Annotated in this window: 20 protein-coding genes, 2 tRNA genes and 1 pseudogene; 12 read left to right on the top strand and 11 right to left on the bottom strand. The window is 71.1% G+C overall.

The window, feature by feature from the left end; all coding sequences use genetic code 11:
- Window positions 1-604: 604 nt before the first annotated feature.
- Window positions 605-1,504 carry a LysR substrate-binding domain-containing protein gene (locus tag ACFY93_RS08895; RefSeq protein ID WP_391355061.1) on the bottom strand — a complete coding sequence of 300 codons (900 nt, stop codon included), beginning with the start codon at window positions 1,502-1,504 and terminating at the stop codon, window positions 605-607.
- A 131-nt stretch (window positions 1,505-1,635) separates the two neighbouring features.
- Between ACFY93_RS08895 and ACFY93_RS08890 the strand changes: the two genes are divergently transcribed.
- The 3 genes from ACFY93_RS08890 (at window position 1,636) to ACFY93_RS08880 (ending at window position 5,128) form a co-directional block, all read left to right on the top strand.
- On the top strand, window positions 1,636-2,514 hold the full coding sequence (locus tag ACFY93_RS08890; RefSeq protein WP_391355060.1) for an NAD-dependent epimerase/dehydratase family protein: 879 nt from the start codon (window positions 1,636-1,638) through the stop codon (window positions 2,512-2,514).
- Between the two features lie 193 nt (window positions 2,515-2,707).
- Window positions 2,708-3,661, top strand: coding sequence for a DMT family transporter (locus ACFY93_RS08885; RefSeq protein ID WP_391355058.1), 954 nt, complete (start codon window positions 2,708-2,710; stop codon window positions 3,659-3,661).
- A gap of 99 nt (window positions 3,662-3,760) precedes the next feature.
- Window positions 3,761-5,128, top strand: coding sequence for an amidohydrolase family protein (locus tag ACFY93_RS08880; protein ID WP_391355056.1), 1,368 nt, complete (start codon window positions 3,761-3,763; stop codon window positions 5,126-5,128).
- Between the two features lie 141 nt (window positions 5,129-5,269).
- Here the strand turns inward: ACFY93_RS08880 and pepN are convergent, their stop codons facing one another.
- Window positions 5,270-7,852 carry an aminopeptidase N gene (pepN, locus tag ACFY93_RS08875; RefSeq protein WP_391355053.1) on the bottom strand — a complete coding sequence of 861 codons (2,583 nt, stop codon included), beginning with the start codon at window positions 7,850-7,852 and terminating at the stop codon, window positions 5,270-5,272.
- A 163-nt stretch (window positions 7,853-8,015) separates the two neighbouring features.
- On the opposite strand from pepN, the gene ACFY93_RS08870 reads away from it, so the two are divergent.
- A complete protein-coding gene (locus ACFY93_RS08870; protein ID WP_391355050.1) occupies window positions 8,016-8,654 on the top strand; it encodes a DsbA family protein in 639 nt (212 codons plus the stop codon).
- Between the two features lie 121 nt (window positions 8,655-8,775).
- Here the strand turns inward: ACFY93_RS08870 and ACFY93_RS08865 are convergent.
- The 6 genes and pseudogenes from ACFY93_RS08865 to ACFY93_RS08840 all read right to left on the bottom strand — a co-directional run bounded on the left by ACFY93_RS08865 (window position 8,776) and on the right by ACFY93_RS08840 (window position 14,378).
- Window positions 8,776-9,695: pseudogene (locus ACFY93_RS08865) on the bottom strand (TauD/TfdA dioxygenase family protein).
- 38 nt (window positions 9,696-9,733) lie between these two features.
- Window positions 9,734-11,125 (bottom strand): NtaA/DmoA family FMN-dependent monooxygenase, encoded by a 1,392-nt coding sequence (locus tag ACFY93_RS08860; RefSeq protein ID WP_391355047.1) that lies wholly within the window; start codon window positions 11,123-11,125, stop codon window positions 9,734-9,736.
- Window positions 11,122-11,886, bottom strand: a complete 765-nt coding sequence (locus ACFY93_RS08855; RefSeq protein WP_391355044.1) for an ATP-binding cassette domain-containing protein — start codon at window positions 11,884-11,886, stop codon at window positions 11,122-11,124. Before ACFY93_RS08855 ends, ACFY93_RS08860 begins: the two co-directional genes overlap by 4 nt.
- Complete coding sequence (locus ACFY93_RS08850) at window positions 11,862-12,731, bottom strand: ABC transporter permease subunit (protein ID WP_391355042.1); 870 nt, start codon at window positions 12,729-12,731, stop codon at window positions 11,862-11,864. The genes ACFY93_RS08855 and ACFY93_RS08850 overlap by 25 nt, the downstream gene beginning before the upstream one ends.
- A 6-nt stretch (window positions 12,732-12,737) precedes the next feature.
- Complete coding sequence (locus ACFY93_RS08845; protein ID WP_391355039.1) at window positions 12,738-13,805, bottom strand: ABC transporter substrate-binding protein; 1,068 nt, start codon at window positions 13,803-13,805, stop codon at window positions 12,738-12,740.
- 420 nt (window positions 13,806-14,225) lie between these two features.
- A complete protein-coding gene (locus tag ACFY93_RS08840; protein ID WP_391355036.1) occupies window positions 14,226-14,378 on the bottom strand; it encodes a hypothetical protein in 153 nt (50 codons plus the stop codon).
- A 347-nt stretch (window positions 14,379-14,725) separates the two neighbouring features.
- Between ACFY93_RS08840 and ACFY93_RS08835 the strand changes: the two genes are divergently transcribed.
- The 3 genes from ACFY93_RS08835 to ACFY93_RS08825 all read left to right on the top strand — a co-directional run bounded on the left by ACFY93_RS08835 (window position 14,726) and on the right by ACFY93_RS08825 (window position 17,010).
- On the top strand, window positions 14,726-15,307 hold the full coding sequence (locus ACFY93_RS08835) for a biotin transporter BioY (RefSeq protein ID WP_391355034.1): 582 nt from the start codon (window positions 14,726-14,728) through the stop codon (window positions 15,305-15,307).
- Window positions 15,308-15,525: 218 nt separating this feature from the next.
- Window positions 15,526-16,011, top strand: a complete 486-nt coding sequence (locus ACFY93_RS08830) for a ribose-5-phosphate isomerase (RefSeq protein ID WP_391355031.1) — start codon at window positions 15,526-15,528, stop codon at window positions 16,009-16,011.
- A gap of 183 nt (window positions 16,012-16,194) precedes the next feature.
- Window positions 16,195-17,010 (top strand): DNA-formamidopyrimidine glycosylase family protein, encoded by an 816-nt coding sequence (locus tag ACFY93_RS08825; protein ID WP_391355029.1) that lies wholly within the window; start codon window positions 16,195-16,197, stop codon window positions 17,008-17,010.
- Window positions 17,011-17,053: 43 nt separating this feature from the next.
- Here ACFY93_RS08825 and ACFY93_RS08820 read toward each other — a convergent pair whose 3' ends face one another.
- Window positions 17,054-18,283, bottom strand: a complete 1,230-nt coding sequence (locus ACFY93_RS08820; RefSeq protein WP_391355027.1) for a GNAT family N-acetyltransferase — start codon at window positions 18,281-18,283, stop codon at window positions 17,054-17,056.
- A 149-nt stretch (window positions 18,284-18,432) separates the two neighbouring features.
- On the opposite strand from ACFY93_RS08820, the gene ACFY93_RS08815 reads away from it, so the two are divergent.
- Together ACFY93_RS08815 and ACFY93_RS08810 are read left to right on the top strand one after the other, a co-directional pair.
- Window positions 18,433-19,605 (top strand): SpoIIE family protein phosphatase, encoded by a 1,173-nt coding sequence (locus tag ACFY93_RS08815; protein WP_391355024.1) that lies wholly within the window; start codon window positions 18,433-18,435, stop codon window positions 19,603-19,605.
- A 126-nt stretch (window positions 19,606-19,731) separates the two neighbouring features.
- Entirely contained in the window at window positions 19,732-20,217 is a 486-nt protein-coding gene (locus tag ACFY93_RS08810) for an HD domain-containing protein (protein ID WP_391355022.1), read from the top strand.
- A 114-nt stretch (window positions 20,218-20,331) separates the two neighbouring features.
- On the opposite strand, the gene ACFY93_RS08805 is transcribed toward ACFY93_RS08810, so the two are convergent.
- On the bottom strand, window positions 20,332-21,531 hold the full coding sequence (locus ACFY93_RS08805; protein WP_391355020.1) for an acyltransferase family protein: 1,200 nt from the start codon (window positions 21,529-21,531) through the stop codon (window positions 20,332-20,334).
- Window positions 21,532-22,154: 623 nt separating this feature from the next.
- Here ACFY93_RS08805 and ACFY93_RS08800 point away from each other — a divergent pair.
- Window positions 22,155-22,349, top strand: a complete 195-nt coding sequence (locus ACFY93_RS08800) for a hypothetical protein (RefSeq protein ID WP_391355017.1) — start codon at window positions 22,155-22,157, stop codon at window positions 22,347-22,349.
- Between the two features lie 144 nt (window positions 22,350-22,493).
- On the opposite strand, the gene ACFY93_RS08795 is transcribed toward ACFY93_RS08800, so the two are convergent.
- Window positions 22,494-22,567 (bottom strand) — tRNA-Gly (locus tag ACFY93_RS08795).
- A 269-nt stretch (window positions 22,568-22,836) separates the two neighbouring features.
- On the opposite strand from ACFY93_RS08795, the gene ACFY93_RS08790 reads away from it, so the two are divergent.
- Window positions 22,837-22,913, top strand: a tRNA-Pro gene (locus ACFY93_RS08790).
- Between the two features lie 226 nt (window positions 22,914-23,139).
- Window positions 23,140-24,531, top strand: a complete 1,392-nt coding sequence (gene tig, locus ACFY93_RS08785; RefSeq protein ID WP_391355014.1) for a trigger factor — start codon at window positions 23,140-23,142, stop codon at window positions 24,529-24,531.
- Window positions 24,532-24,542 lie beyond the last annotated feature (11 nt).

Below are 24,542 nucleotides of genomic sequence, written 5' to 3'. Positions count from 1 at the left end.
GTTTACGCGAAGTTGACGCAAGCGCACGGCGGCGCACGTCGGCGCACGGCAACGCACAACGGCGCTCATCGACGCACGACACGGGGTGCCGGTAAGGACGTGTCACCAGCCGCAAAAGGTGGTGATCTCGTGGGGTGTCACCCGTGCGGGTGAGTCCGGGGTTCGTACAGCTGCGCGGGGTGAGGTTCCGAGAGGGCGATCGGCGACTGTGGCCCGTACTCCTTTGGCCCTGGACGACCTGGTCGAGTACTGGACGCTGCTGAAGGACGAGCAGGGACTTGTGTCCGGCAAGCGAGGCGCGACGCGACTGGGCTTCGCCGTATTGCTGAAGTTCTATACGCAGTACGGCCGGTTTCCCCGGGGCCCAGGCGGCGCGATCCACCGTGGAGAACAAATGAACCTGCGCAGCACTGCGAGCGGGGGCCGTACAGGCGTCTCGCGTGGCGAGACCCCGACGCGTGGCTGCCCGGGCTCGTGGCGCGGTGATCTGGATCGCGATCTCCATGAACGCCTTCAACCGGGTCACCGGGCATGAGCAAGTACCCCGCCCCCGCGAGCCCGGTGGATTTCGGGAAGTGATCCGGACACGGCCGGGGATGTCCGTTCAGAACACGCGGTTGCGCCGGATGTGGTGTGGGATCAGGTCGAGGAAGGCGTGCAGCGCCCGCGTCGGCGGACGGGTCGCGGAGGCGACCACGCTGAGCGTCCAGGCCAGTCGGGCGTCCGCGAGGGGGACGGTACAAACGGCGTCCCCGGCCGCCGCTGCGAAGTCCGGGGGCAACAGCGCCACGCCCAAGCCGTGCGCCACGTAGTCCGCGATCGTGGTGATGTCCGAGACCTCGATCAGGACCCGCCGGGACAGCTCCTCCTTCGTGAACGCGTCGTCCGCGATCTGGCGTTGCCCGAAACCGGCGGGCATGTCGACGAAGGATTCCCCGGCGATGTCGCTGAGCCGCACACGCTTCCGGCGGGCCAGTGGGTGATCGGCGGGGACCAGCAGCTGGACCTCGTACCTCTTGATGGCCCTCGATCTGAGGCGTTCGTCCTTGATGTCGGCTCCTACGAAGGCCACGTCGACGTGGCTCTCCTTGATCCGCTCGATCAGCCCGGAGGTTCCCCGCTGGGAGGTCTCGGTACGCAACCGGACCTCGGGATGACGGCGGTGGAATTCACCGGCCAGCGCGGGTACGTCGATCACCGTCAGCCCGCTGAGGACGCCAACGGTGAGGCTGCCGCGCAGCCCCGTGGAGAGCGGCTCCACGGCCGCCCGGGCCCGGTCGAGTACCTCGATCGCGGTCCGCGCCTCGGGCAGGAACGCCGAGCCGGCCTCCGTCAGTCTGACCGACCGCGTGGAGCGGAGGAGCAGTTCGGTCCGGAGTTCGTGCTCCAGGGCCTTGATGCCGGCCGAGAGCGTGGACTGAGTGACGTGCAGCCGCTGGGCCGCCCGCGTGAAGTTCAGCTCCTCGGCGACGGTGATGAAGTACTCCAGCCGCTTCTGGTCCACACCCCTCCTTATTAATCGGAATGTCCGATCGATAATTCGAAAACATTCGTTGGACACGATAGCTGGGCATGGCGACTGTTGTCGTGCGGGCCGACGCCCGGACCAGGAAACGTCAGCGAAAGAGGATGACCATGCGCGTACTGCTCACCGGCGGCACCGGCTACATCGGAGCCGCGGTGCTCGATCGGCTCCTCTCCGGCGGCCACCAGGTCACTGCCCTGGTCCGCTCAGCCGAGAAGGCCGAGCTGGTGCGGGCCAAGGGCGCCGAGCCTGCGGTTGCCGACCTGGCAGACGGCCACGCCCCGGAGGAACTCGCGGCTGCGAGCGACGGCGTTATCCACCTGGCGTCGCCGGGCGACGAGACCAGCGCGACCGTCGACGAGGTGGCCGTCACCAGCTTCCTGCACGCGCTGCGGAACACGGACCGGCCGTTCGTGCACACCACCGGCGTCTGGCTGCACGGCAGCGGTTCGGCGATCACCGAGTCGGCCGGCATGAACGCCCCGCGGCTGACCGCCTGGCGGGCGCCGCTCGGCAAGCTCGTGCGCGACGCGCAGGGCGTCCGGACCTCGGTCATCGCACCGGCAGTGGTGTACGGCCACGGCGGCGGTCTGCTGAACCTCGTCGCCGCCGGTCCTCGAACCACCGGAAGCACCCCGGCGCTCACCATGATCGGTTCCGGTGACCAGCACTGGAGCACCGTGCACGTGGACGACCTGGCCGAGCTTTACGTGCTCGCGCTGGAGAAGGCCCCGGCCGGTTCGTACTTCATCGGCGCCAGCGGTACGAACCCGACCGTACGGGAGATCACCGAAGCGGTGAGCCGCTCCGTCGGCCTGGCCGGACGCGTCGAGCCCGAACCCGTCGTGCAGACGCTCGACCGGCTCGGCCTGCTCGGCGAGGCCCTTCTCCTCGACCAGCAGGCTTCGGGCGACACGGCCCGGCGTGTCCTGGGTTGGGCCCCCACGGGACCGTCGGTCCTCGACGACATCGCGCGTACTGACTTCTGAGGAAGGCCCGCGCCCCGGGCCCCGCCGCAGGCGGAACCCGACCGGCCATCGGCGGCCGGGCCGACCGGGCCCTGCCCGGCCGCAACCCTTCTTGAGGAACTTCGACATGAGTACTCCCACCGCTCCAACCGGGTCAGGTCATCGCCGCCCTGCTGGGCCCGGTCCCCAGTCGGCGGAACAGTCCCGCCCATCCGTGCCTCGCGGCGGCTCGCCGGCCGTCGCGGCAGCCATCGCAGCCGGCATGGTGGTGCCGGTACAGGCCCGTCTGAACGGCGAGCTGAGTCATCGCCTCGACGACGGCATCGCCGCGGCGGCGATCAGTTTCTCGGGCGGACTCGTCCTGTTGTCCCTCCTCGCGCTCTTCTCCCCCGGGCTGCGCGGCGCGCTGCGCCGCCTGGCCGGCGCTTCACGGGATGGCCGGCTCCCCCGCCGGTACCTGCTGGCCGGTGTGCTCGGCGGCACGTTCGCCCTGGCCCAGTCCACCGCCGCGCTGGTCACTGGAGTCGCCGTGTTCACCGTGTCGGCCATCGCCGGTCAGACCCTCGGCGGTCTGATCGTGGACAGCCGGGGTATCGGCGGCGGCCTGCGGCAGCGCCCGGGCGCCGCCCGGCTCACGGGAGCGGCCGTCATCCTGGTGGCCGCAATCGTGTCCGCCCTGCCCCGTTTCGCTGACACCCTCGCGCCGGCCACGATCATCCTGCCGGCCCTCGCCGCCATCGCCGCCGGCTTCCTCCTCGGTGTGCAGCAGGCACTCAACGGAGCGACGACGGCCGCGTCGGGCTCGCCGATCGCAGCGACCTGGCTCAACTTCCTTGTCGGTGCGGTGTTCCTCGCCGCGGCCTGGGGGGTGAAAGCACTCGTGCAGGGGACCGCGGGGGACCCGCTGCCCACCAGCTTGTGGGTCTACCTCGGTGGTCTGTGCGGCGTGGTGTTCATCGGCGCCTCGGCGTTCCTGGTGCGCCGGATCGGTGTCCTGCTGCTGAGCATGGCCTCTGTCGCGGGGCAGCTCGCCAGTTCGATCGCCCTGGACTTCCTGGTCCCTTCGGGCGGTCGGTCCCCCTCCGGCCTCACCGTCCTCGGTGCGTTCCTCACGTTCGGCGCCGTCTGGATTGCCTCCCGACGCCCTCGTGACACCACCGCGAAGTGATCCACGACCGCGCCCGGACCGGACGCGGACCCGACCCACCAACCCCTCTCTCGATGGAGAAGCAACACAGTGCCGCCCACGGCACGAAAGGAACCACAGGTGTCCCAGAACCAGCCGCAGAACAACGAACGCATCCTGATCAAGGGCGCGTACCTGATGACGCAGGACGACAAGCTCGGCAACTTCGTGGGCGACATCCTCGCCCACGGCAGGATCCTCAAGGTCGGCCGGGACCTGTCCGACGACCGGGCCAGGGTCATCGACGGCACAGGGAACGCCGTGCTGCCCGGTTTCATTGATACCCACCGCCACAACTGGCAGGGAGCGCTGCGCAATCTCGGCCCCGCCTGGACCTACCAGGAGTACCGCAGCCAGGTGCAGATCGGCCTCGGACAGTACTTCGACCCCCGGGACGTACACAGCGGCAACCTGGCGGCGGACCTGATGTCCCTCGACTCCGGGGTGACGACCGTTCGGGACGAATCGCACATCAGCAACAGCCCCGAGCACTCGGACGCGGCTATCGCCGCGCACTGGGAGTCGGGCATCCGTGCCGTCTTCGACCACGGCTGGCCGTCGACGGAGGCCGAACAGTGGCAGTTCGGCAGCGACCGCACCCACCCCGACGACATTCGGCGCATCCGCAACGAGGTGCTCTCCGACGACTCGGCGCGGGTGACCCTCAACGCAATGCTCCGCGGACCGGAGCTGTCCACCCCCGATGTGTCCGAGCGTGACATCCGCCTCGCCCGTGAACTGGGCCTGCGCATCAGCATGCACGTGGGCCTCGGCGAGTGGGGGGCGGAGCAGCAGGCCGTACGGCAACTGGAGGAGGCCGGGCTGCTCGCCTCCGACATGACGTTCATCCACCTGTGCACGTCGACCGACGAGGAGCTGAGAATGCTGGCCGCACGCGGCGCCACCGCGTCCGTGGCCGGCGCCCTCGAGGTCTTCATGCCGGGCCTGGGCCAGCCGGCCACCAACCGGCTGCTGGCCGCCGGTGTCCGCCCGAGCCTCAGCGTGGACACCGAGACGATCGTGAGCGGTGACATGTTCGGCGTCATGCGGGCGACCCTCGCCTACCAGCAGCTGATCCTCGCCGGTGCGGCCGGCCCCATGGACCGTGTTCCCGGCCTGCCCACGTTCAACGCCGCCGACCTGCTGTCCTTCGCGACCATCGAGGGCGCACGGGCCGCGGGGATCGACGACCGCACCGGCAGCCTGACCCCGGGCAAGGAGGCAGACCTGATCATGATCCGCCTCGATCACGCCAACATGCTGCCCGCCACGGACGTCGCGGCCACGATCGTCGCGGGCGGCCACGCCGGCAATGTCGACCTGGTCGTGGTGGCCGGTGCCATCCTCAAGGAGAACGGTGTACTGAAGGGAGGCGACGCCGTCTTCGAGGAGGCCGCGGCCTCCCGTGACCGGCTCTTCCACGCCGCCGGTCTGCCGCTCCCGGTCTGAGCCGACCACCAGTTACCGGCACCCCGACAACGCCCGGCGACGCACGACACCGCCCGGCGACGCGCGAACGGCCGACCGGCCCCGTCTGACGTGCCGACGGGGCCGGTCGGGGCGCGCGTGTGCCGGGCGGGGCCGGTGCCGTCAGCCCGCCGCCGTGTCGCACGCCTGGGCGCGCAGCGCGCGGGCCAGGTCGTCACGGGCCTCCAGGACGAGGCGGCGCAGCGCCGGCGGCGCGTCCCGGTGGGCGTCGAGCCACGCGTCCGTCGCCTCCAGCGTGGCCGGCGAGTCCTGGAACGACGGGAACAGTCCCCTGACCACGTCCATGCCGATCTGGATGGACCGCTCCGCCCAGACCCGCTCGATCGCGTCGAAGTACCTCGCCGCGTACGGCGCGGTCAGCTCCCGCTGCGACGGCTGGTCGAAGCCCGCGATGGTCGCCTCGACCAGCGCGTTGGACAGGGCGTCGGAACCGACCACGGACGCCCAGGCCTCCGCCTTGACGGACGCCGAGGGCCGGGCGGCGAGGCAGCGCACCTGGTGCCGCTTGCCGGACGCCGTGTCGTCGCGGGCGAGCTCGGCCGCGAGGACCCGCTCGTCCGCCGCCCCGTGCGCGGCGAGCGGCTCCAGGAACGCCCAGCGCAGCTCCTGGTCGACGTCCAGACCGTCGATCTTCTCGGTGCCCTCCAGCAGGCCCTGGAGCAGCTGCAGATCGGCCGCGCCGGAGGCGACCCGGGCGAAGAACCGGGCCCAGGTCAGCTGGTGCTGGCTGCCCGGCTCGGCGAGCCGCAGCTCCTTGAGGGCGCCCTCGGCGAGAAGCCGGCCGCCCTCCTCGCGCCAGGCGGGCGCCGCGTAGCGGAGGAGCGCGGTGTCCGTCCAGGCGTGCAGCATCTGCAGCACGCCGATGTCCGACTCGCGCCCCGCGAACCGCAGGACCAGGTCGGCGAAGTCGCGTGCCGGCATCAGCGCGTCCCGCGTCAGGTTCCACAGCGCCGACCAGCACAGAGCGCGGGCGAGCGGGTCGGTCAGCGCGCCCAGGTGCTCGCGCAGCGTGGCCAGCGAGGTCTCGTCGAAGCGCGTCTTGCAGTACGTGAGGTCGTCGTCGTTGACCAGGACCAGCTCGGGCGCCTCGGCGCCGGCCAGCTCCGCCACCACCGTGCGCGGTCCCTCGACGTCCACCTCGGCGCGCGCGTACCGCTCCAGCGCGCCCTCGGCCGTACGCCGGTACAGGCCGACCGCGACCCGGTGCGGGCGCAGTTCGGGGTGGGACTCCGCGGCCTCCTGCACCACGGCCAGCTCGTCGACCGTGCCCTCCTGGGTCAGCAGCACCTGCGGGGTCAGCGAGTTGACGCCCGCCGTCTGGAGCCAGGAACGCGACCAGGCCGCCATGTCCCGCCCGCTGGTCTCCTCGAGGACCGACAGCAGATCGCCCAGCCGGGTGTTGCCGTACGCGTGCCGCTTGAAGTAGCGCCGCGCGCCCTCCAGGAACGCGTCCTGCCCGACGTACGCCACCAGTTGCTTGAGCGCGGAGGCGCCCTTGGCGTAGGTGATGCCGTCGAAGTTGAGCTTGGCGTCCTCCAGGTCACGGATGTCGGCCGTGATCGGGTGGGTGGAGGGGAGCTGGTCGGCGCGGTACGCCCACGCCTTGCGGCGGTTGGCGAACGTGATCCAGGCGTCCTTGAAACGGGTCGCGCCGACGTTCGCGAACGAGCCCATGAAGTCGGCGAAGGACTCCTTGAGCCACAGGTCGTCCCACCACTCCATGGTGACCAGGTCGCCGAACCACATGTGCGCCATCTCGTGCAGGATCGTGTTGGCGCGGCCCTCGTACGACGCTCGCGTCACCTTCCCGCGGAAGATGTACTCCTCCCGGAAGGTCACCATCCCCGGGTTCTCCATGGCGCCCAGGTTGTACTCGGGCACGAACGCCTGGTCGTACTTCCCGAAGGGGTACGGGTAGTCGAAGTGGTCGTGGAAGAAGTCCAGGCCCTGCTTGGTGACGAGGAAGACGTCGTCCGCGTCGAAGTACGGCGCGAGCCCCTTGCGGCACATGGCGCCGAGCGGGATCTCCAGCGTCGTGCCGTCGTCGAAGGCGCGCGTGTAGGAGTCCGTCACATGGTGGTACGGGCCGGCCACGACCGCCGTGATGTACGTCGAGATCGGCTTGGTCTCGGCGAACCGCCACACCCCGTCGGTGAGTTCACCGGTGCCGTTGCTCCACACCGTCCAGCCCTCGGGGGCGCACACCTCGAAGCGGTAGGGCGCCTTCAGGTCGGGCTGCTCGAAGTTGGCGAAGACGCGCCGCGCGTCGGCCGGCTCGTACTGGGTGTACAGGTAAACCTCGCCGTCCTCGGGGTCGACGAAGCGGTGCATGCCCTCGCCGGTGCGGGAGTAGGCGCACCGGGCGTCGACGACCAGCTCGTTCTCCGCGGCGAGGTCGTCGAGCCGGATCCGCGCGCCGTCGAAGACCTCGCCCGGGTCGAGGTCCGTGCCGTTGAGCGAGACGGCGGTGACGCTCGGGGCGACCAGGTCGGCGAAGCTCGCCGCGCCCGGCTCGGCGCAGCGGAACCGGATGGTGGTCACCGACCGGAACGTACGCGCGTCGCCGTCCGGGGCCGCGGGCTCCCCGATCGCGGACCGCAGGTCGAGGGAGACCTCGTACCCGTCGACGGACAGCAGCGCGGCCCGCTCCCGGGCCTCGTCGCGGGACAGATTCTCTCCGGGCACGGGCGGCACTCCCTTGGGCTCGCTCTACAGATCGGTACAGGAGTGATCCTGCCATGTGCCCCTGACGGCGGACATCCGGGAATGGCCACGACGCCCCCCGGCGTTCCCGCAGGCAGGATCGGGCCCTGTCACGGACCGCGTAACCGATCTCTTGAGGAGAGTCATGCCGCAGAAGACCCCCGTCGATTTCTGGTTCGACCCGCTGTGCCCGTGGGCCTGGATGACCTCACGCTGGGTGCTCGAGGTGGAGAAGGTCCGGGACATCGAGGTGCGCTGGCACGTGATGAGCCTGGCCGTGCTCAACGAGCCCAAGCTGGACGAGCTGCCCGAGGAGTACCGGGAGATGCTCGCCACGAAGGCCTGGGGCCCGGTCCGTATCGTCATCGCGGCTCAGCAGGAGCACGGGCAGGAGGTTCTCGGCGACCTCTACACCGCGCTCGGCACCCGTATCCACAACGACGGCGAGGGCCCGACCAAGGAGGCCGTCGCCGGCGCACTCGAGGACGTGGGCCTGCCGGCCTCCCTCCTCGGGCACTGGGACGAGACGCCGTACGAGGCCGAGCTGCGCGCCTCCCACAAGGAGGGCATCGACAAGGTCGGCCAGGACGTCGGCACGCCGGTCATCGCGGTGCCCGGAGCCGACGGCGAGCCGCTCGCCTTCTTCGGGCCGGTCGTCACGCCCGCCCCGAAGGGCGAGGAGGCGGCCAAGCTCTGGGACGGCACGCTCATGGTCGCCTCGGTCTCCGGTTTCTACGAGATCAAGCGCACCCGTACGAAGGGCCCGGACTTCAGCAACCTGTGAGCCGGGCGGCCGCGGGAGCGCGGCCCCCTTCCCGTCGGAACCCCCCGCGAGTCACGCCCTCGCGGGGGGTTCCTGCGTGCGCCTGCCGGTGAGCGGTGGAGCCGTTCGTGTACCGCCGCGGCTACGCCGCCGCCGCGACCGCGCCGGTCCCGGAGACCGGCGTGTAGTGCGACGCGTCACCCTCGATCGAGTAGCTCTCCCTGCCGTCCACGCCCACCGGCACGTCACCGGCGACCGTCACCCGGTTGAGGCGGCGCGGCTGCCCGTCGTAGTTGTCGATGGCGTAGTGCTGGGTGATCCGGTTGTCGAAGAGGACCAGCTGGTTCGGGGACCAGCGCCAGCGCAGCACGTTCTCCGGACGGGTGACGTACGCCTGGAGGAGGTCGAGGACCCTGCGGGACTCGCCCGCCGACAGACCCACGATCCGCTGGGCGAAGCCGCCGATGAACAGCCCCCGCTCGCCCGTCAGCGGATGCACGCGCACGACCGGATGGGCGGTGCGGTACTTGATGGAGGTGAACTGGGCGCGTTGCCGGGCCCGCTCCTCGTCGATGGACTCCTCCGGCACCGCGTAGTCGTAGTCGTTGGTGTGGTCGGCCCACAGGGTGTCGGCGAACAGCCGCAGCGGCTCGGGCAGGTCCCGGTAGGCGGCCGCCGCGTTGGCGATCAGCGTCTCGCCGCCGTACGGCGGGACGGTGATGCTGCGCAGGGTGCTGGCCTGCGGCGGGTCGAGGACGAACGTGACGTCGGTGTGCCAGTGGTTGGCCCTGCCCCGCTCGCTGTCGACCGGCAGCACGTTCGGGGCGCCCTCGACGGCCGGCACGGTCGGGTGGGCGGTGGTGAGGTCACCGAAGTGGCGGGCGAAGTCCTCCTGGCCCGCGTCGTCCAGGCCGACGCCGTCGAACACCAGGGCCTTGTGCTCGTTGAGGGCGGACCGCAGGGCGGTGACGGTCTCCTCGGTGAGCGGCCTGCCGATGTCCACTCCGGACACCTGGGCGCGCCGATGCGGGCGGTGACCTTGCGGATGCTGATCTCGGACATGTGCGGTGGTCCTTCCGGTGGGTGCAGCGGTGGGTGGGTCAGCTGACGGTGAGAGCGGGGGCGGGGACGGAGCCGGCGCCGGCCGGGGCCCCGGTGACGTACTGGTTGGCGGGGCGCGGAAGCCCGTAGCGCTCCCGCAGGGTCCGCCGCGGGCCGTACTCCGTGCGGAGCAGGCCGCGGGCGCGGAGGATCGGCACCACGTGGTCGACGAAGAGCTCCAGACCGGACGGCAGGACGGCGGGCATGATGTTGAAGCCGTCGGCCGCGCCCTCGGTGAACCACGTCTCGATCGCGTCGGCGACCTGCTCGGGCGTGCCGGCGAAGGTCAGATGACCGCGCCCGCCGCCGAGCCGGCCGATCAGCTCGCGGACCGTCAAATTCTCCCGCCGGGCGAGCTCGACCACGAGCGTGTAGCGGCTCTTGGCGCCCTCGATGGCACTCTCCGGGAGCAGCTCCGCGGGCAGCGGCGCGTCCAGGTCCAGCGTCCCCGGCCCGAGGTGCAGCAGGTGTTCGAGGCGGTGCAGCCCGTGCTCGTACACGATGTGGTTCTCCAGCACCTCCTCGTGGCGGCGGGCCTCGGCCTCGGTGGAGCCGATCACCGGGACGATGCCGGGCAGGATCTTGAGGTGGTCGCCGTCCCGTCCGGCCGCCCGGGCACGGGACTTGAGGTCGGAGTAGAACGCCTGTGCGTCGGCCAGGGTCTGCTGGGCGGTGAAGACGGCCTCCGCGTACCGGGCGGCGAACCGCTTGCCGTCCTGCGACGAGCCCGCCTGCACGAGGAGCGGATAGCCCTGCGGCGAACGCGGCACGTTGAGCGCGCCCTCGACGCGGAAGTGGGTGCCCCGGTGATGCGGCGGATGGATCTTGGTCTCGTCGCCCCAGACACCGGACGCCTTGTCCGCGACGACCAGGTCGTCCTCCCAGCTGTCCCAGAGCTTGAGCGCCACGTCCAGGAACTCGGCGGCCCGCTCGTAGCGCGAGGCGTGGGCGGGCTCCTCGTCGAGCCCGAAGTTGCGGGCCGCCTCCGCGCCGGCGGTGGTGACGATGTTCCAGCCGGCCCGGCCCCCGCTGAGGTGGTCCAGGGAGGCGAACCGGCGGGCCAGGTTGTAGGGCGAGTTGTACGAGGTCGACGCGGTGGCGATCAGCCCGATGTGCTCGGTGGCGGTGGCCAGCGCGGTGAGCAGGGTGATCGGTTCGAGGGCGCCGGACGGGCGCTGGCCGACGCTGCTGAACAGCACCGGGCCGTCCGCGAGGAACAGCGAGTCGAACGTCCCGCGCTCGGCGATCCGGGCCAGCTCCCGGTAGTGGCCCAGGTCGACGCTCGCGTACGGGTCGCTCTCGGGCAGCCGCCAGGAGACCTCGTGGTGCCCGGTGTTCATCAGGAAGGCGTTGAGACGCAGTTGGCGCTGTGCCGTCGGCGGCTGGGTCACTGGTGTTCCTCCGTCACGCCGAGCGCGGCGAGCAGCCGCTCCCGGTACTCACTGAAAAGGGGGTCGCGGTACGAGCGGGGATGAGCGGGTTCGATGGTCAGGTCGAGGCTGATCCGGCCGTGTTCGAGCACGAGCACCCGGTCCGCGAGCACGATCGCCTCGTCCACGTCGTGGGTGACGAGCAGCACGGAGGGCCGGTGGCGCTCCCACAGCTCGCGCAGCAGGGCGTGCATCCGGATCCGGGTCAGCGCGTCCAGCGCGCCGAACGGCTCGTCGGCGAGCAGCAGTTCCGGCTCCCGGACCAGGGAGCGTGCCAGCGCGGCGCGCTGCGCCTCACCGCCGGACAGCTCGCCCGGCCAGGCCCGTTCCCGCCCCGCGAGCCCGACCTCGGCGAGGGCGGCGCGACCGCGTTCGGCGGCTTTGGCGCCGCCCGTGCCGAGCAGCACGTTGTCGAGGACCCGCCGCCAGGGCAGCAGCCGGGAGTCCTGGAAGACGACGGACACCCGCTCGGGCGCGGTCAGTTCACCGCTGGCGGTGACCTGGTGGTCCAGGCCCGCGACGGCGCGCAGCAGGGTGCTCTTCCCGGACCCGCTGTGCCCGAGCAGGGCGGTGAACTGGCCGGCCGGAAGGTCGAGGTCGATGCCGTCGAGGACCGTACGGCCTTCGAAGGAGCGGGTCAGGCCGGTCAGGCGGACGGCGGGCGGTGCGCCGTCCAGGGTGCCGGCCGGGGCGGGGGTCAGTTGCTCAGCGCTCGTCGCCATGACAGCGCCCTCCGTTCGATGAGACGGACCACGCTGTCGGAGACCAGGCCGAACACGCCGTAGATCAGCAGACCGACCAGGATGATGTCGGTACGGCCGTAGTTCTGGGCCTGGAACATCATGTAGCCGAGTCCGCTGGTCGCGTTGATCTGCTCCAGGACGACCAGTGACAGCCAGGAACCGGTCACGCCGAGCCGCAGCCCGACGAAGAAGCCGGGCAGCGCGCCGGGGACGACGACCTGCCGGACGAACGTCAGCCTGGACAGGCCCTGGGCCTCGGCAAGTTCGACGTAGCGGCTGTCGATGCCGGACAGCGCGGCGTGCAGATTGAGGTAGACCGGGACGTAGACGACGATGGCGATGATCGCGATCTTGAACGTCTCGCCGATGCCGAGCCACAGGATGAACAGCGGGATCAGACCGAGCGTCGGCACCGCCCGGTTGAGCTGGACCGTCCCGTCGATCAGCGCGTCGCCGATGCGGCTGAGCCCGGCCGTGAGGGCGAGGACCACCCCGGCGAAGAGGCCGAGGGCGAACCCGTACGCGGCACGGCGCAGCGAGGTCAGGACATCCGTGGCGAGCGTGCCGTCGCTCCACAGCTGCCCCGTGGTGCGCACGACCGTCCAGGGGGCCGGGACGGCGCCGGGGTCGAGGGCACCGGCGGCGGACGCGACCGTCCACAGGGCGAGGACGAGGGCGGGCCCGACGAGGCGGGAGGCGGGCAGTCGTTTCCCGGGGGCGAGGCCGCGGCGACGGCCGGGCCGCCGGTCCCGGGAAGCCTTGGCGGCAACGTCCGCGGGGCCGGCGCCGGTGGCGGCGGGTGCCGGTGCGGTGGTGGTGGTCATGGCGGATCAACTCCGGTACGTCGCGGGCACGGACTTGGCGGCGAGGGCCTCGAAGCGGCGGTCGAAGAGGGATTCGACGTCGAACGCCTTCACGAAGCCGCCCTCGGCCAGCAGGTCGGCGGTCTCCTGCTCCCACCTGACCGCCTCGTCCCAGCTGGGCGGGAACAGCGGCTTGTTGGCGAGCGCGGTGATGTCCTCGGCCTGCGCGAGCGTCAGGTTCTGCGTCTTGACGTAGAACTCCCTGTTCCAGGCGTCGGGGTGCTCGTACGCCCAGACCAGGCCCTTGGCCCACCGCGGGATGTACGCGGCGACCGCCGCGGCCTTCGCGGGGTCGGCCAGCACCGTGGTGGGCGCCCACAGCAGGCTGAGCAGGTCGACGACGTCGGTCTTGATGACGTGGGCGCCCTTCGGGCCGTACTGCTTGAGGTAGGCGGGCGCCTGGCTGTTGGCGAGCGGGGCGATGTCCACCTGCCCGGACTGCAGAGCGGTGAGGAACTGGTTGCTGGTTAGCTGCACCAGGGTCACGTCGTCGTCCTTCAGACCGGCCTTCTTCAGGGCCCGCAGCAGCACGACGCCCTGGGCCTGGCCCTGGGAGAACGCCAGCTTGCGGCCCTTGAAGCCGGCGACGGACGTGATGTCGCTGCCCGGCCTGGTGGCGAAGAGGTAGTTGGGTTTGCGGGTGATGTCGATCGCGACGATCTTCGCGTCGAACCCCTGGAAGTGCGCCTGGATCGGCGGGATGCCCGCGTTGCCGGAGACTTCCAGCGACTTGGCGCGGAAGGCGTTGATGACATCAGGCTCGGCACCGACGTTCACCCAGTCGGACACGGTGAACGGCAGGCCGGACAGTCCGGCGAGCTTCAGCTGGAGCCGCTGGGCGCCCTGGAAGTCGGCGACCTTCAGGGCGACACCGGACGGCACCTTGGTGGCGAGCGGCTTGGACAGGGACTCCTCGGAGCCGGTGGCGGCGCTGCTGTCCGCGCACCCGCTCAGCCCGGCGCCCGCCGCGGCGACGCCGAGAAGGGAGGACAGGAACAGCCGGCGATCGAGACCGGACGCGGACACTGGTGGCATGACGGGACTCCGTGAGGTCGACGTGATTCCTGCGCGGCGCACGCGGGCATGACGGTGCGGCGCGGAAATTCGGTGACGATGAATTCGCTGAACCGAAAGGCAGAAAGACAGAAAGGCAGAAAGGCAGAAAGGCAGAAAGGCAGAAAGGCGGAAAGGCGGAAAGGCGGAAAGGGAGAGCCGGTGGCGCTGTGCCGTGAATGAGGGCGAGCAGCTGGAGGCGGGCGGAAGCCGGACCCGGTCAACCGGAGACGCACCGGAAGGCCTCAGCGCGTCGGCGCGACGCGGGCCCCACGGGCTCGTCCGGCGGCAACCGGCGTCCGTCCAGGCGCTGGTGACGGTCTGCCGGCCGGCGCTGGTGACGGAGTGCCGGTCACGGTCCCCGCAGGCTGTCCGACGACTCCCGGGAGGGCGCCGCGGTGACTAGCGACAGAGGGTGTGTCCGACCCGCATCAGGTCGATGACACGGCACTTCGTCAGCGGAATGCGCCGCGGAGGCGACAGCGCGCGGCCGGTCTCCAGGTCGCGGCACTGCCGCGACCGGATCACCGGGAGGAAAAGCTGCGCGCTGTTCATGGAAACAATGTTCACCGTCGCGCCCGAACGCTGTCAACGCATTCCACGTTTCCGGATTGTTTCGCCTGTACCGCGCCGGACCTGTTGGCGGGAACCTACAGCTCTGGCGTCCTCCTTCGGCTGCGGAAGGCGGCCCGTGATGCGATCCCACCTCCGTGATCAGCGTCACGCCGCTCCGGGTGTAAGGGCCCGTGTTTGTAAGAAGCGCACCAAGGCCGAGATCCCCGCTTTGTCGAGCGCTGACGGTGATCACCGGCCGGGCGCTGGGATAGCGTCGCCGTGTCCCGAACCGTCTTCCCCCGGGCTCCTCAGGAGCAAGGGGGACACCCGCACTCGCCGGAGTCCCCATGAGCACCGCTGCCGTCACCTCCCGCCCCGGCGAGGTCCTCGCCGACCTGCTCCCCGCGTCCCGCGTCCGTGACGTCGCGCTCGTGCTCGGCGGCGCCGCGCTCACCGGGCTCGCCGCCCAGCTCTCGGTGCCCGTGCCGGGCTCCCCCGTGCCGGTGACCGGTCAGACGTTCGCCGCGCTCCTGGTCGGCACCGCGCTGGGCGCCGGACGCGGCTTCCTCTCCCTCGCCGTGTACGCGCTCGTCGGCATGGCCGGCGTGCCGTGGTTCGCGGGCGGCGGCTCCGGCGCGGCCGCCCCGTCCTTCGGCTACGTCCTCGGCATGCTGCTGGCCGCCACCCTCGTGGGCGCCCTCGCCCGCCGGGGTGCCGACCGCTCCGTACTGCGCACGGCGGGCGCGATGCTGCTGGGCGAGGCGGTCATCTACGCGGTCGGCGTGCCCTACCTGGCCGCTGCCACCGGCATGTCGTTCACCGAGGCCATCGCGGCCGGCCTCACCCCGTTCCTGATCGGCGACGCGCTGAAGGCCGCCCTGGCGATGGGCGCGCTCCCCACCGCCTGGAAGTTCGCCGGAAAGAAGTGACACCGGGTCCGGGCCCGAACGCGCGGCCCGGACACCGACCGCGTGACCCGGAAGAAGCGGCATGCACCTGGCCCGCGGATCTCAGGCAAGGAGACTCGCGGGCCTTCGCATGCGCACGATCCACCGGGACTTACCTGACATTCCATGGCCCGGCTCGCGCCGCGGGCGAGAGGGCACCCGGCGGAGCCGATCCGTGACAGCCGTGTCACACTCGGACCATGCGCGTGTACCTCGGCTCCGATCATGCCGGTCTCGAACTCAAGACCCACCTCGTCGAGTGGCTCAAGTCCGCAGGCCACGAGCCCGTCGACTGCGGGCCCCACATCTACGACGCCCTGGACGACTACCCGCCGTTCTGCCTGCGCGCCGCGGAGCGCACGGCGGCCGATCCGGGGTCCCTCGGCATCGTGATCGGCGGCTCGGGCAACGGCGAGCAGATCGCCGCGAACAAGGTGGCCGGCGTCCGCGCGGCCCTCGCCTGGAGCGAGCAGACCGCGGCCCTCGGCCGCGAGCACAACGACGCGAACGTCGTGGCCGTGGGCGCCCGGATGCACACCCAGGACGAGGCGACCAAGTTCGTCGAGACCTTCCTCACGACCCCGTTCTCGGGCGACGAGCGCCACATCCGCCGCATCGACATGCTGTCGGACTACGAGACCACCCGAGAGCTCCCCCCGATCCCGCCGCACCACCCGCAGTCCTAGGGTCTTTCGTTGGGACCGGACCCCGCGAGCCCGGCGTGATCCAAACGAGAGGCCCTAGGTCCTTCGACCCCTCCGGCGTCTGAGGAGCGGGGACCGGGGCGGGAGCCCCGGGAGACGGAACGGGAAGGGGCGGAGGGGGCGAGGAGCCCGCTGCGCCCCTGGGAGGCAACAGCAGGAGGCACCGTGCCCGAGGGGCACACCATCCACCGCCTGGCCCAGGACTACCGGGCCAGGTTCGGGACACCCCGGGGCCCCGCCCGCGTCACCAGCCCCCAGGGCAGGTTCGCCCCGGCCGCCGCCCAGCTCGACGGCCACGCCCTCACCGACGCGGAAGCCCACGGCAAGCACCTCTTCCTCCGCTTCCGCCCCGCCGACTGGGTCCACATCCACCTCGGCCTCTTCGGCAAGGTGGCCTTCGGTGACGCCCCCGCCCCGCCGCCCACGGACACCGTCCGCCTCCGGCTGGCCAACGGCACCTCGTACGTGGACCTGCGCGGCCCCACCACCTGCGCACTGATCACGGACGCCGAGAAGCAGGCGATACACGACCGGCTGGGACCCGACCCGCTCCGCCCCGACGCCGGCCCCTCGGCCGCGTACCGCAGGATCTCCCGCAGCCGTACGACGATCGCCGCGCTGCTGATGGACCAGAAGGTCGTCGCGGGTGTCGGCAACGTCTACCGTGCCGAGGTCCTCTTCCGGCACGGCATCGACCCGTACCGCGCGGGGCGTGACATCACGCCCGCCGAGTGGGACGCGATCTGGGCCGACCTCGTCGGCCTGATGCGCGACGGCGTCCGCGACAACCGCATCGACACGGTCCGCCCCGAGCACACCCCCGAGGCGATGGGCCGCCCGCCGCGCGTCGACGACCACGGCGGCGAGGTCTACGTCTACCGGAGGGCGAACCTGCCCTGCCACCTCTGCGGCGCGGCGATCCGCACGGCCCCCCTCGCCGCCCGCAACCTGTTCTGGTGCCCGGACTGCCAGCGGACCTGAACACACCCGTCGCGCGTACGCCCCCTGCCCCGAGCCTGCCGGTCTAGAACCCGTGCGGCAGCCACGGCGCCACCGGCGACAGGAAGGCCGCCGACGCCTCCGCCAGCGCTCCCCGCCGCACCTCCCGCACCCGTCCGGCCGCCGCGAGCGACACCAGGGACACGCCCCCGAGATACGCCGCTCCCAACTCCCGCACGGAAAGCGCGAGATCGGGCGCGTCGTCGGTGCGCTCGCAGGCCGCGCCCTTCGCGTCGCCCGTGAGCCGCCAACGCCCCTCGTTCCAGGGACAGAAGGCGTCCTCGACGTCGAACACCACGTCCACCGGCGCCTGGTACGTCCGCGCCTGAAGCGCCCCGCCGACGTCGACCAGCCGGACGTGCAGCGAGTCCCGGACCCGCGGCGCGCACCGGCGGATGTCGGACACCCAGTGCTGCCACGCCTCGTCCATGGGCCGCCCGCGGGCGACGAGCCGCGAGGTCAGGTCGATGTCGAAGAGGAACCGCCACAACGCCGCGTGCGCCGCCGGGTCGAGCGCCTCCAGGTCGACGAGGACCACCGTCCCCTTCGGGCCCGCCGCGTCCCACTCCGGCTTGACGCGGAACCGGGCGTAACCGACGACCTCCTCGTCCCGCTCGGCGACCACGCACTGCAGCGCAGACGCCCCGTCGCGGTTGCGCTCCGGGTCCAGCAGCGCGAACCGCTCCCAGCCCGGCCCGCGCTCCGGCATCCCCGGACGGCCGGGCACCCGGCGCGCGTACACGGCCTCGCACGCGTCGAGCACGGCGGCCGGATCGGCGTAGCGCAGACGTACGTCGTCGGTACCGGACGGGACGGACAGGCCGACCCGGACGGTGTCGATCTCCGCGCTCAGATGGAGGGTGCCGATGCCGTACCCGAACCGGCCGTAGATCACCGGCTCCGACGCCGTCAGCGCGGCCAGCGGCTCACCCCATGAGCGGACGTCCTCGAGCTGCCGCCGCATCAGGGACGTCAGTACCCCGCGCCGCCGATGGGTCGCGGCGACGCCGACCATGGTGACGCCCGCCGTGGGCACCGCCGCCCCGCCGGGCACGGTCAGCCGGAAGCGGAACGCCCCCGCGGTCCCCACACAGCTGTCACCCTCCCAAGCACCCAGACAACGGTCGTACTCTGTGAGCGAGTCCCACAGCTCGCGCTCCTCGGCGGTCTCCGGAAGCCCGCCGAACGCGCGGAGCAGGGTGTCGTACCACGCGTTCCACTCGCTCTGCCGCAGTACCCGCACCTCAGTCGTCATGTGCCCATCCCTACCAGGGTGCCAGGGCGCGAGCCAGGGAATTTCTCCCTGGACGCCGGGGGTTCGAACCTGTGACGTGCGCCCTCGGAAGGGGGACAAGTGGGACCTCCCGTGCCAAGCACCTGGTCCGATGGATAGGGTCCCGAACAATGGCAGCAGGACGAGAGCGGCGCGCGGCGGCCGATACGTTCACGGCCCGGTTGAGGAAGCAGTGGCACCGGGCCCGCACAGGGCTGCGCAGATCCGCCGTGGACTACTTCCGCGGGGACGGCTCCGACTGGGTCGCCCTGGCCGGTCTCCTGCTCACCGTCCCGCTGATCGCCTCCACCACGCTCGTCAACTCCGTCTGGTGCGCGCCCGCCGCCCTGGTCCTGCCGATCGTCGCGGGCGGCCTGCTGCTGCGGCCCTCCAGCCTGCTCGGCCTCTACGCGGCCGCGGCCACCGCGCTGATAGTCGAGTCCGTGCGGCTCGGCCCGTACACGGAGGGCCCCTCCCGGGTCACCCCCGGCGTCGTCCTCGTCGTCGCGGCCTGCGGTCTCTTCGGCCTGCTCATCGCACAGTTCCGCAGCCGGGTCGGCGTGCCCTGGCGGCGCGGCGGCACCATGCTGTTCGACCTGCGTGAACGCATCCGGGTGCAGAGCAAACTCCCCAAGCTGCCGGTGGGCTGGCACCGGGAGATGGCGCTGCGCCCTGCCGGAGGGCAGTCGTTCTCGGGGGACTTCGTGGTGGCGGCCCGCACCAACGGGGGACGGACCCTGGAGGTCGTGCTCACGGATGTCTCCGGCAAGGGCATGGACGCCGGCTCGCGCGCGCTGCTGCTGTCGGGCGCGTTCGGCGGACTGCTGGGCTCACTGCCCCCGCACGCGTTCCTGCCCGCCGCGAACGGCTATCTGCTGCGCCAGGACTGGGACGAGGGTTTCGCCACCTCGATCCACCTGGTGCTCGACCTGGAGTCGGGGGACTACGAGCTGTTCTCCGCCGGGCACCCGCCGGGGCTCCAGCTCAGCGCGGGCAGCGGCCGCTGGGAGGAGAAGGTCGCGGAGGGCCCGCTCCTCGGGGTGTACGACGGCGCCCAGTTCGACCCCGTGAAGGGGGTGCTGCGCCCCGGTGACGTGCTGATGCTGTTCACGGACGGTCTGGTGGAGACGTCCGACCGGGACATAGTCGAGGGCATGGACCGGCTCACCGGCGAGGCCGACCGCTATGTCGCCGGCGGCTTCCAGGGCGCCGCCTGGCACCTCATCGAAGCGGTCGCCAAGGACGTGAACGACGACAGAGCCCTGCTGCTGATATGCCGCGAGGGGCCATCGGCCGGACGCTGAGTGCCTTCGGACGAAGGCCGAGCGCCTTCGGCCGGACGCTGAGCCTCCGGACGCCGGGCCTCCGGACGCCGGGCGCCTTCCGCCGGAGGTAGAGGTGCCGGCGCCCCGCGGGGGCACACTCGACCCATGACACACGACGATGCGCACGAGACGCCGCCGCCGCTCCTGCTCCTGTCCCTCACCGAGGTCGAGGCCGTGGCCCGCGCGGCGCACGCCGGCCAGACCGACAAGGCGGGCCGTCCGTACGCCGAGCACCTGCGGGCGGTGGCGGACGGGGTGCGCGCCGGGGGAGGCGACGACGAACTCGTCGCGGCGGCCTGGCTGCACGACGCGGTCGAGGACGAGGCGCTCACCGAGGACTGGCTCCGCGAGGCCCCGCTGACCCCCTGTACGAAGGACGTCGTACGGGCGGTCACCAAGCGGGCGGGGGAGACCCCGGAGGCGTACGCGGGACGGATACTCGCGACGCCGGGTGCGCTCCTGGTCAAGAAGGCGGACCTCGCGCACAACGCCGACCCGGCCCGGCTGGCCGTACTCGACGAGCACACCCGCGCGCGGCTCACCAAGAAGTACGCCACCATGCGGGCGCTGCTGGGCCTCGGGACCGTGTGAGCGCGGACACGAGGGCGCGGACCGGTTCTCCCGGCCCGCGCCCTCGTGTCCGTACGCGTCCTCGTGTCCCCGCGCCGCCTCGTCCTCGTTCCCGTTCTCTTCCCGGTCCGGGGCTCAGGCCCTCGCCCGCTCGCGGGACTCGGCCCGCGACCGCTCGCGGGCGAGCTCGGCGGCGTCCCGCTTGAAGGCCCACTCCATCTTCGGCTCCATCGCGAAGCGGAAGAGGCGCTGGACCGGCGGGGTGCACAGCGCGGTGATGAGCGCCGCCGCGAAGACGGTCAGGAAGACCTCGCCGAGCGGGTGGTGCAGCCACGTGTAGGTGTCGTACCAGCCCCAGATGCGGGAGCCCTTGGCGACGAAGCCGTGCAGCAGATAGCCGTACAGCGTGCCCGCGCCCAGCACCGTGAACCACGTCCTGCGGCGCGGTACCCAGGCGAAGAAGCAGGCCGTGAGCACCATGGAGCAGCCGAAGAGGGCGAGCGTCATCACCACGCCGGTCCACCACGGATGCCCCAGCTCCTGGGTGCTGTCCCGGTGGTAGAACCAGGTCGACGCCATCCGCGGGGCGGCCCAGTAGGCCACGGCCAGGGCGGCCGCGAAGACCGGGACCGACAGGATCCGCACCTCACGGCGCCGGACCAGCTGGAAGTGCTCCGGCTTCAGGACCAGGCCGACGACGAAGAACGGCAGGAACTGCAGGACCCGTTGCAGATCGAGGTCGTCACCGATGTCCGGGGAGACCGTGGCCAGCACGGCGATCGCGAGGGCGAGCGGGACCGGCCGCCGCACGATCTTCCACAGCGGGGTGGTCAGCCGCCATATGAACAGTGCGACCAGGAACCAGGTGAGATACCAGGGGTCGAGCAGGCTGATCGGGTGGGACGGATCGTCGTCGGCCCACCGCTTGAAGAGGGAGTACGCGACCTCGAAGACCACATAGGGGACGGCGACGCCGGTCACCAGTCGTCTGAGCCGGTCGGGCCGCATGTCGAAGCTGCGGGAGAAGTAGCCGGAGATGACGATGAACGCCGGCATGTGGAAGGTGTAGACGACCATGTACAGCGCCTCGGCGCTGCGGCTGTAGTCGGTCAGCGGCTCCCAGGCGTGGCCCATCGCGACGAGCACGATCGCCAGGTACTTCGCGTTGTCGAAGAACGCGTCGCGCGGTGCGGCCCGGCCGGCACCGGGCGACGAGGCGCCCGAGGTCTCGGGGGACGACTGCGGCGGGCGCGGGCTCGGCACTCCCTCCGCCGGCGGCTGGACCGGAGGGAGCGGCGCTTTGTGTTGACCGTACGGTCGCAACGAGTTCGTCACGGACCCTCCCACCAGGACCTCGGCAAGACGGACCGTGACCTCGCTGCGCTTGCGGGGGACGAGGCAGCGTGAAACATCTCAGGCACCCTAGCGTTATCTGTGGGATTCCGTAAAACCCTCTTCTGGATTCATGGTTATCGCCTGCGTCTACCCCGGATTTGACGAAGTGCACCTGCTGATCCGCACGTTGGTCGTCATGCCATCAGAGGGCGTTACGTCCGGATACATCCCGACTAAAAGGTGCATAACACTCGCGGGCGACTCCAGTGGATTGTCCGCTTCCGCCTGTCTTCGACGGTCGGTTACGCGCTTCGGCGGGAGTCTGTTCACATCCTGCGATGTGCCTGTCGCAACAATTCGAATTACCTGCGAACAGGATGTGTGGGCATGGAAACGATCAGTCTGAATTCGCTGTGCGGGTACACCCTCGAATTGCTGTGCGGGGACCGGCCGTTCGCCCGCGCCGAGGCGGTGCGGCCGGGCGGACCGGATGCGCGCGTGACCGATGATGTGTCACGCGCCGCATACGGGAGCCCTGTTGGTGGCACGATGGTTCTGGCGGGGGTGCGAGGGGCTGCATCCCCGGGCCGGGAGAGTGGACCGACCGTAGGGTGTGATCAGTTGTGGCCATTTCGCTGTCAGTGGTGCTGCTGTTGGCGATCATCCTGGTGGTGTTGCTCCGAGGGGGATCGATCAAGCCGGGTCCCGCCGTCGTGGCGGTGCTCTTCGGCTTCTTCCTGGCGTCGACCGGCATGGCCCCGTCCATCAACCGGTTCCTCAACTCGTTGGCCGAGACGATCAACCAGATCAGCTTCTGACCGCCCGGGCCGCCGGCCCGCTCGCCGGCCCTCCCGTCCGCCGGAACCGGACCGGCACCGCCGGCGCGCCGCGCGCCCGCGCCCGGGGGGGAACGCATCAGGGCCAGGCGGAGGAATGATCCTCCGGCCTGGCCCTGAGCCGTGTGGAGCGGGCGACGGGAATCGAACCCGCGTAGCTAGTTTGGAAGACTAGGGCTCTACCATTGAGCTACGCCCGCACAGGTCGCGCCGCAGGTCAGTGACCGCGGCACAGGAGGCATCGTAGCGGGTCGCACCCCCTCGCCGCACACCCGTTGCCCGCGCCGCCCCGGCCGCCGCCATCCGTGCCGCTCACGTGCGCCGTACGCGCCGGTCCCGGCACGCCGGTCGCGGTGCGCCGTGCACGCCGGTCCCGGTGCTCTGTACGCGCCGGTCCCGCGCTCGCGCGCGCCCGTGAAAGCGGGGCGGCCGCACAGTCCGGGGGCATGTACCCTACGTGTCGCACCGACGGGGTGTGGCGCAGCTTGGTAGCGCGTCCGCTTTGGGAGCGGAAGGCCGTGGGTTCAAATCCCGCCACCCCGACCAGCACGGTCCTGTGACCGGCATCGTCCTGCCCGGAGCACCGCCGGGAATGCGCGGGTCCGAAGATCGCCTTTTGGGGCGTGTACCACCTGCGGCTACTATGCAGACTGCGCGCCCGTGTGTCTGCACTCCCACGTCTCTCAGGGGCCGCGAATCCGCCGAAGGACTGCCCGGCCGGGCAGAACACCTGGGCAGAACCCCAAGCAGTCAGCCACAAGGAGACCGAACCGTGAAGAGCGCCGTGGAGACCCTGAACCCGACTCGGGTTCGGCTCACTGTCGAGGTGCCCTTCGAGGAGCTCAAGGACAGCCTCGACGCGGCGTACAAGAAGATCAACCAGCAGGTCACGGTGAAGGGCTTCCGGAAGGGCAAGATCCCGGCGCGCGTCATCGACCAGCGGTTCGGTCGCGGCGCCGTGCTCGAAGAGGCCGTCAACGACGCGCTCCCGAAGTTCTACACCGAAGCGGTCAACGAGGCTGAGCTGAACGTCCTCGGCCAGCCCGAGGTCGACATCACCGAGCTGAAGGACGGCGAGACGCTGAACTTCACCGCCGAGGTCGACGTCCGCCCGTCCATCGAGATCCCGGACTACTCCGGCATCGAGGTCGAGGTCGACGCCGTCTCGGTCAGCGACGAGGACGTCGACAAGGCCGTCGAGGAGCTCCGTGAGCGCTTCGCCTCGACCTCCCCGGTCGAGCGTGCCGCCCAGGACGGCGACGTCGTCACCCTCGACCTGGAGGCCAAGGTCGACGGCGAGGTCCTCGAGGACGGAGTCGCCTCCGGCGTCTCCTACACCATCGGCTCGGGCGAGCTGCTCGACGGCGTCGACGCCGCCGTGACGGGCGTGGAGGCCGGTGGCGAGGCCACCTTCACCTCCGAGCTCAAGGGCGGCTCGGCGGCCGGCAAGGAGGCCGAGGTCACCGTCAAGGTCACCCAGGTCGCCGCGCGCGAGCTGCCCGGGCTGGACGACGACTTCGCCCAGCTCGCCTCCGAGTTCGACACCCTGGAGGAGCTGCGCGCGGACAGCCGCAAGCGCCTCGAGAACATGAAGCAGTACGACCAGGCCACGCAGGCCCAGGAGCGCGTCCTGGAGAAGCTGCTCGAGCTGGTCGAGGTCCCGGTCCCCGAGAAGCTGCTCGAGGACGAGATCAACACCCGTAAGCACAACCTCGAGCACCACCAGCTCGGCCAGATGGGCCTCGACCTCGAGAAGTACCTCGAGATCCAGGGCAAGACGGTCGAGGAGTTCGACGCCGAGACCAAGGAAGCCGCGGTCAAGGGCATCAAGACGCAGTTCGTCCTCGACGAGCTCGTCAACAAGGAGAAGCTCAACGTCAACCAGGAGGAGCTCACCGAGCACCTCATGCGGCGCGCGGCCTCCTCCGGCATGTCCCCCGACCAGTTCGCCCAGGCGGTCGTCGAGGGCGGCCAGGTCCCGATGCTCGTCGGCGAGGTCGCCCGCGGCAAGGCCCTCGCGGTCGTCGTCGAGGCCGCCACGGTCAAGGACACCAACGGCGAGGTCGTCGACCTGGACGACGACGAGGACGAGGAGACCCCCGAGACGGCCGAGGCCGTCGAGGCGGCGACCGAGACCCCCGCCGAGGAGAAGCCGGAGGCCTGAGCCTCCGCTCC

The organism is Streptomyces sp. NPDC008313, assembly GCF_042956125.1.
Classification (GTDB): domain Bacteria; phylum Actinomycetota; class Actinomycetes; order Streptomycetales; family Streptomycetaceae; genus Streptomyces.
The sequence above is the reverse complement of the archived record's forward strand: the minus strand, read 5'-3'. Positions and strand labels throughout refer to the sequence as shown.

What these genes read in the sequence shown, in the direction of transcription:
- ACFY93_RS08890 (WP_391355060.1), top strand. Translation starts at nt 1,636, where the DNA reads ATGCGCGTACTGCTCACCGGCGGCACCGGCTACATCGGAGCCGCGGTG.
- ACFY93_RS08870 (WP_391355050.1), top strand. Translation starts at nt 8,016, where the DNA reads ATGCCGCAGAAGACCCCCGTCGATTTCTGGTTCGACCCGCTGTGCCCG.
- ACFY93_RS08855 (WP_391355044.1), bottom strand. Translation starts at nt 11,886, where the DNA reads ATGGCGACGAGCGCTGAGCAACTGACCCCCGCCCCGGCCGGCACCCTG.
- ACFY93_RS08850 (WP_391355042.1), bottom strand. Translation starts at nt 12,731, where the DNA reads ATGACCACCACCACCGCACCGGCACCCGCCGCCACCGGCGCCGGCCCC.
- ACFY93_RS08845 (WP_391355039.1), bottom strand. Translation starts at nt 13,805, where the DNA reads ATGCCACCAGTGTCCGCGTCCGGTCTCGATCGCCGGCTGTTCCTGTCC.
- ACFY93_RS08840 (WP_391355036.1), bottom strand. Translation starts at nt 14,378, where the DNA reads ATGAACAGCGCGCAGCTTTTCCTCCCGGTGATCCGGTCGCGGCAGTGC.
- ACFY93_RS08835 (WP_391355034.1), top strand. Translation starts at nt 14,726, where the DNA reads ATGAGCACCGCTGCCGTCACCTCCCGCCCCGGCGAGGTCCTCGCCGAC.
- ACFY93_RS08830 (WP_391355031.1), top strand. Translation starts at nt 15,526, where the DNA reads ATGCGCGTGTACCTCGGCTCCGATCATGCCGGTCTCGAACTCAAGACC.
- ACFY93_RS08820 (WP_391355027.1), bottom strand. Translation starts at nt 18,283, where the DNA reads ATGACGACTGAGGTGCGGGTACTGCGGCAGAGCGAGTGGAACGCGTGG.
- ACFY93_RS08815 (WP_391355024.1), top strand. Translation starts at nt 18,433, where the DNA reads ATGGCAGCAGGACGAGAGCGGCGCGCGGCGGCCGATACGTTCACGGCC.
- ACFY93_RS08810 (WP_391355022.1), top strand. Translation starts at nt 19,732, where the DNA reads ATGACACACGACGATGCGCACGAGACGCCGCCGCCGCTCCTGCTCCTG.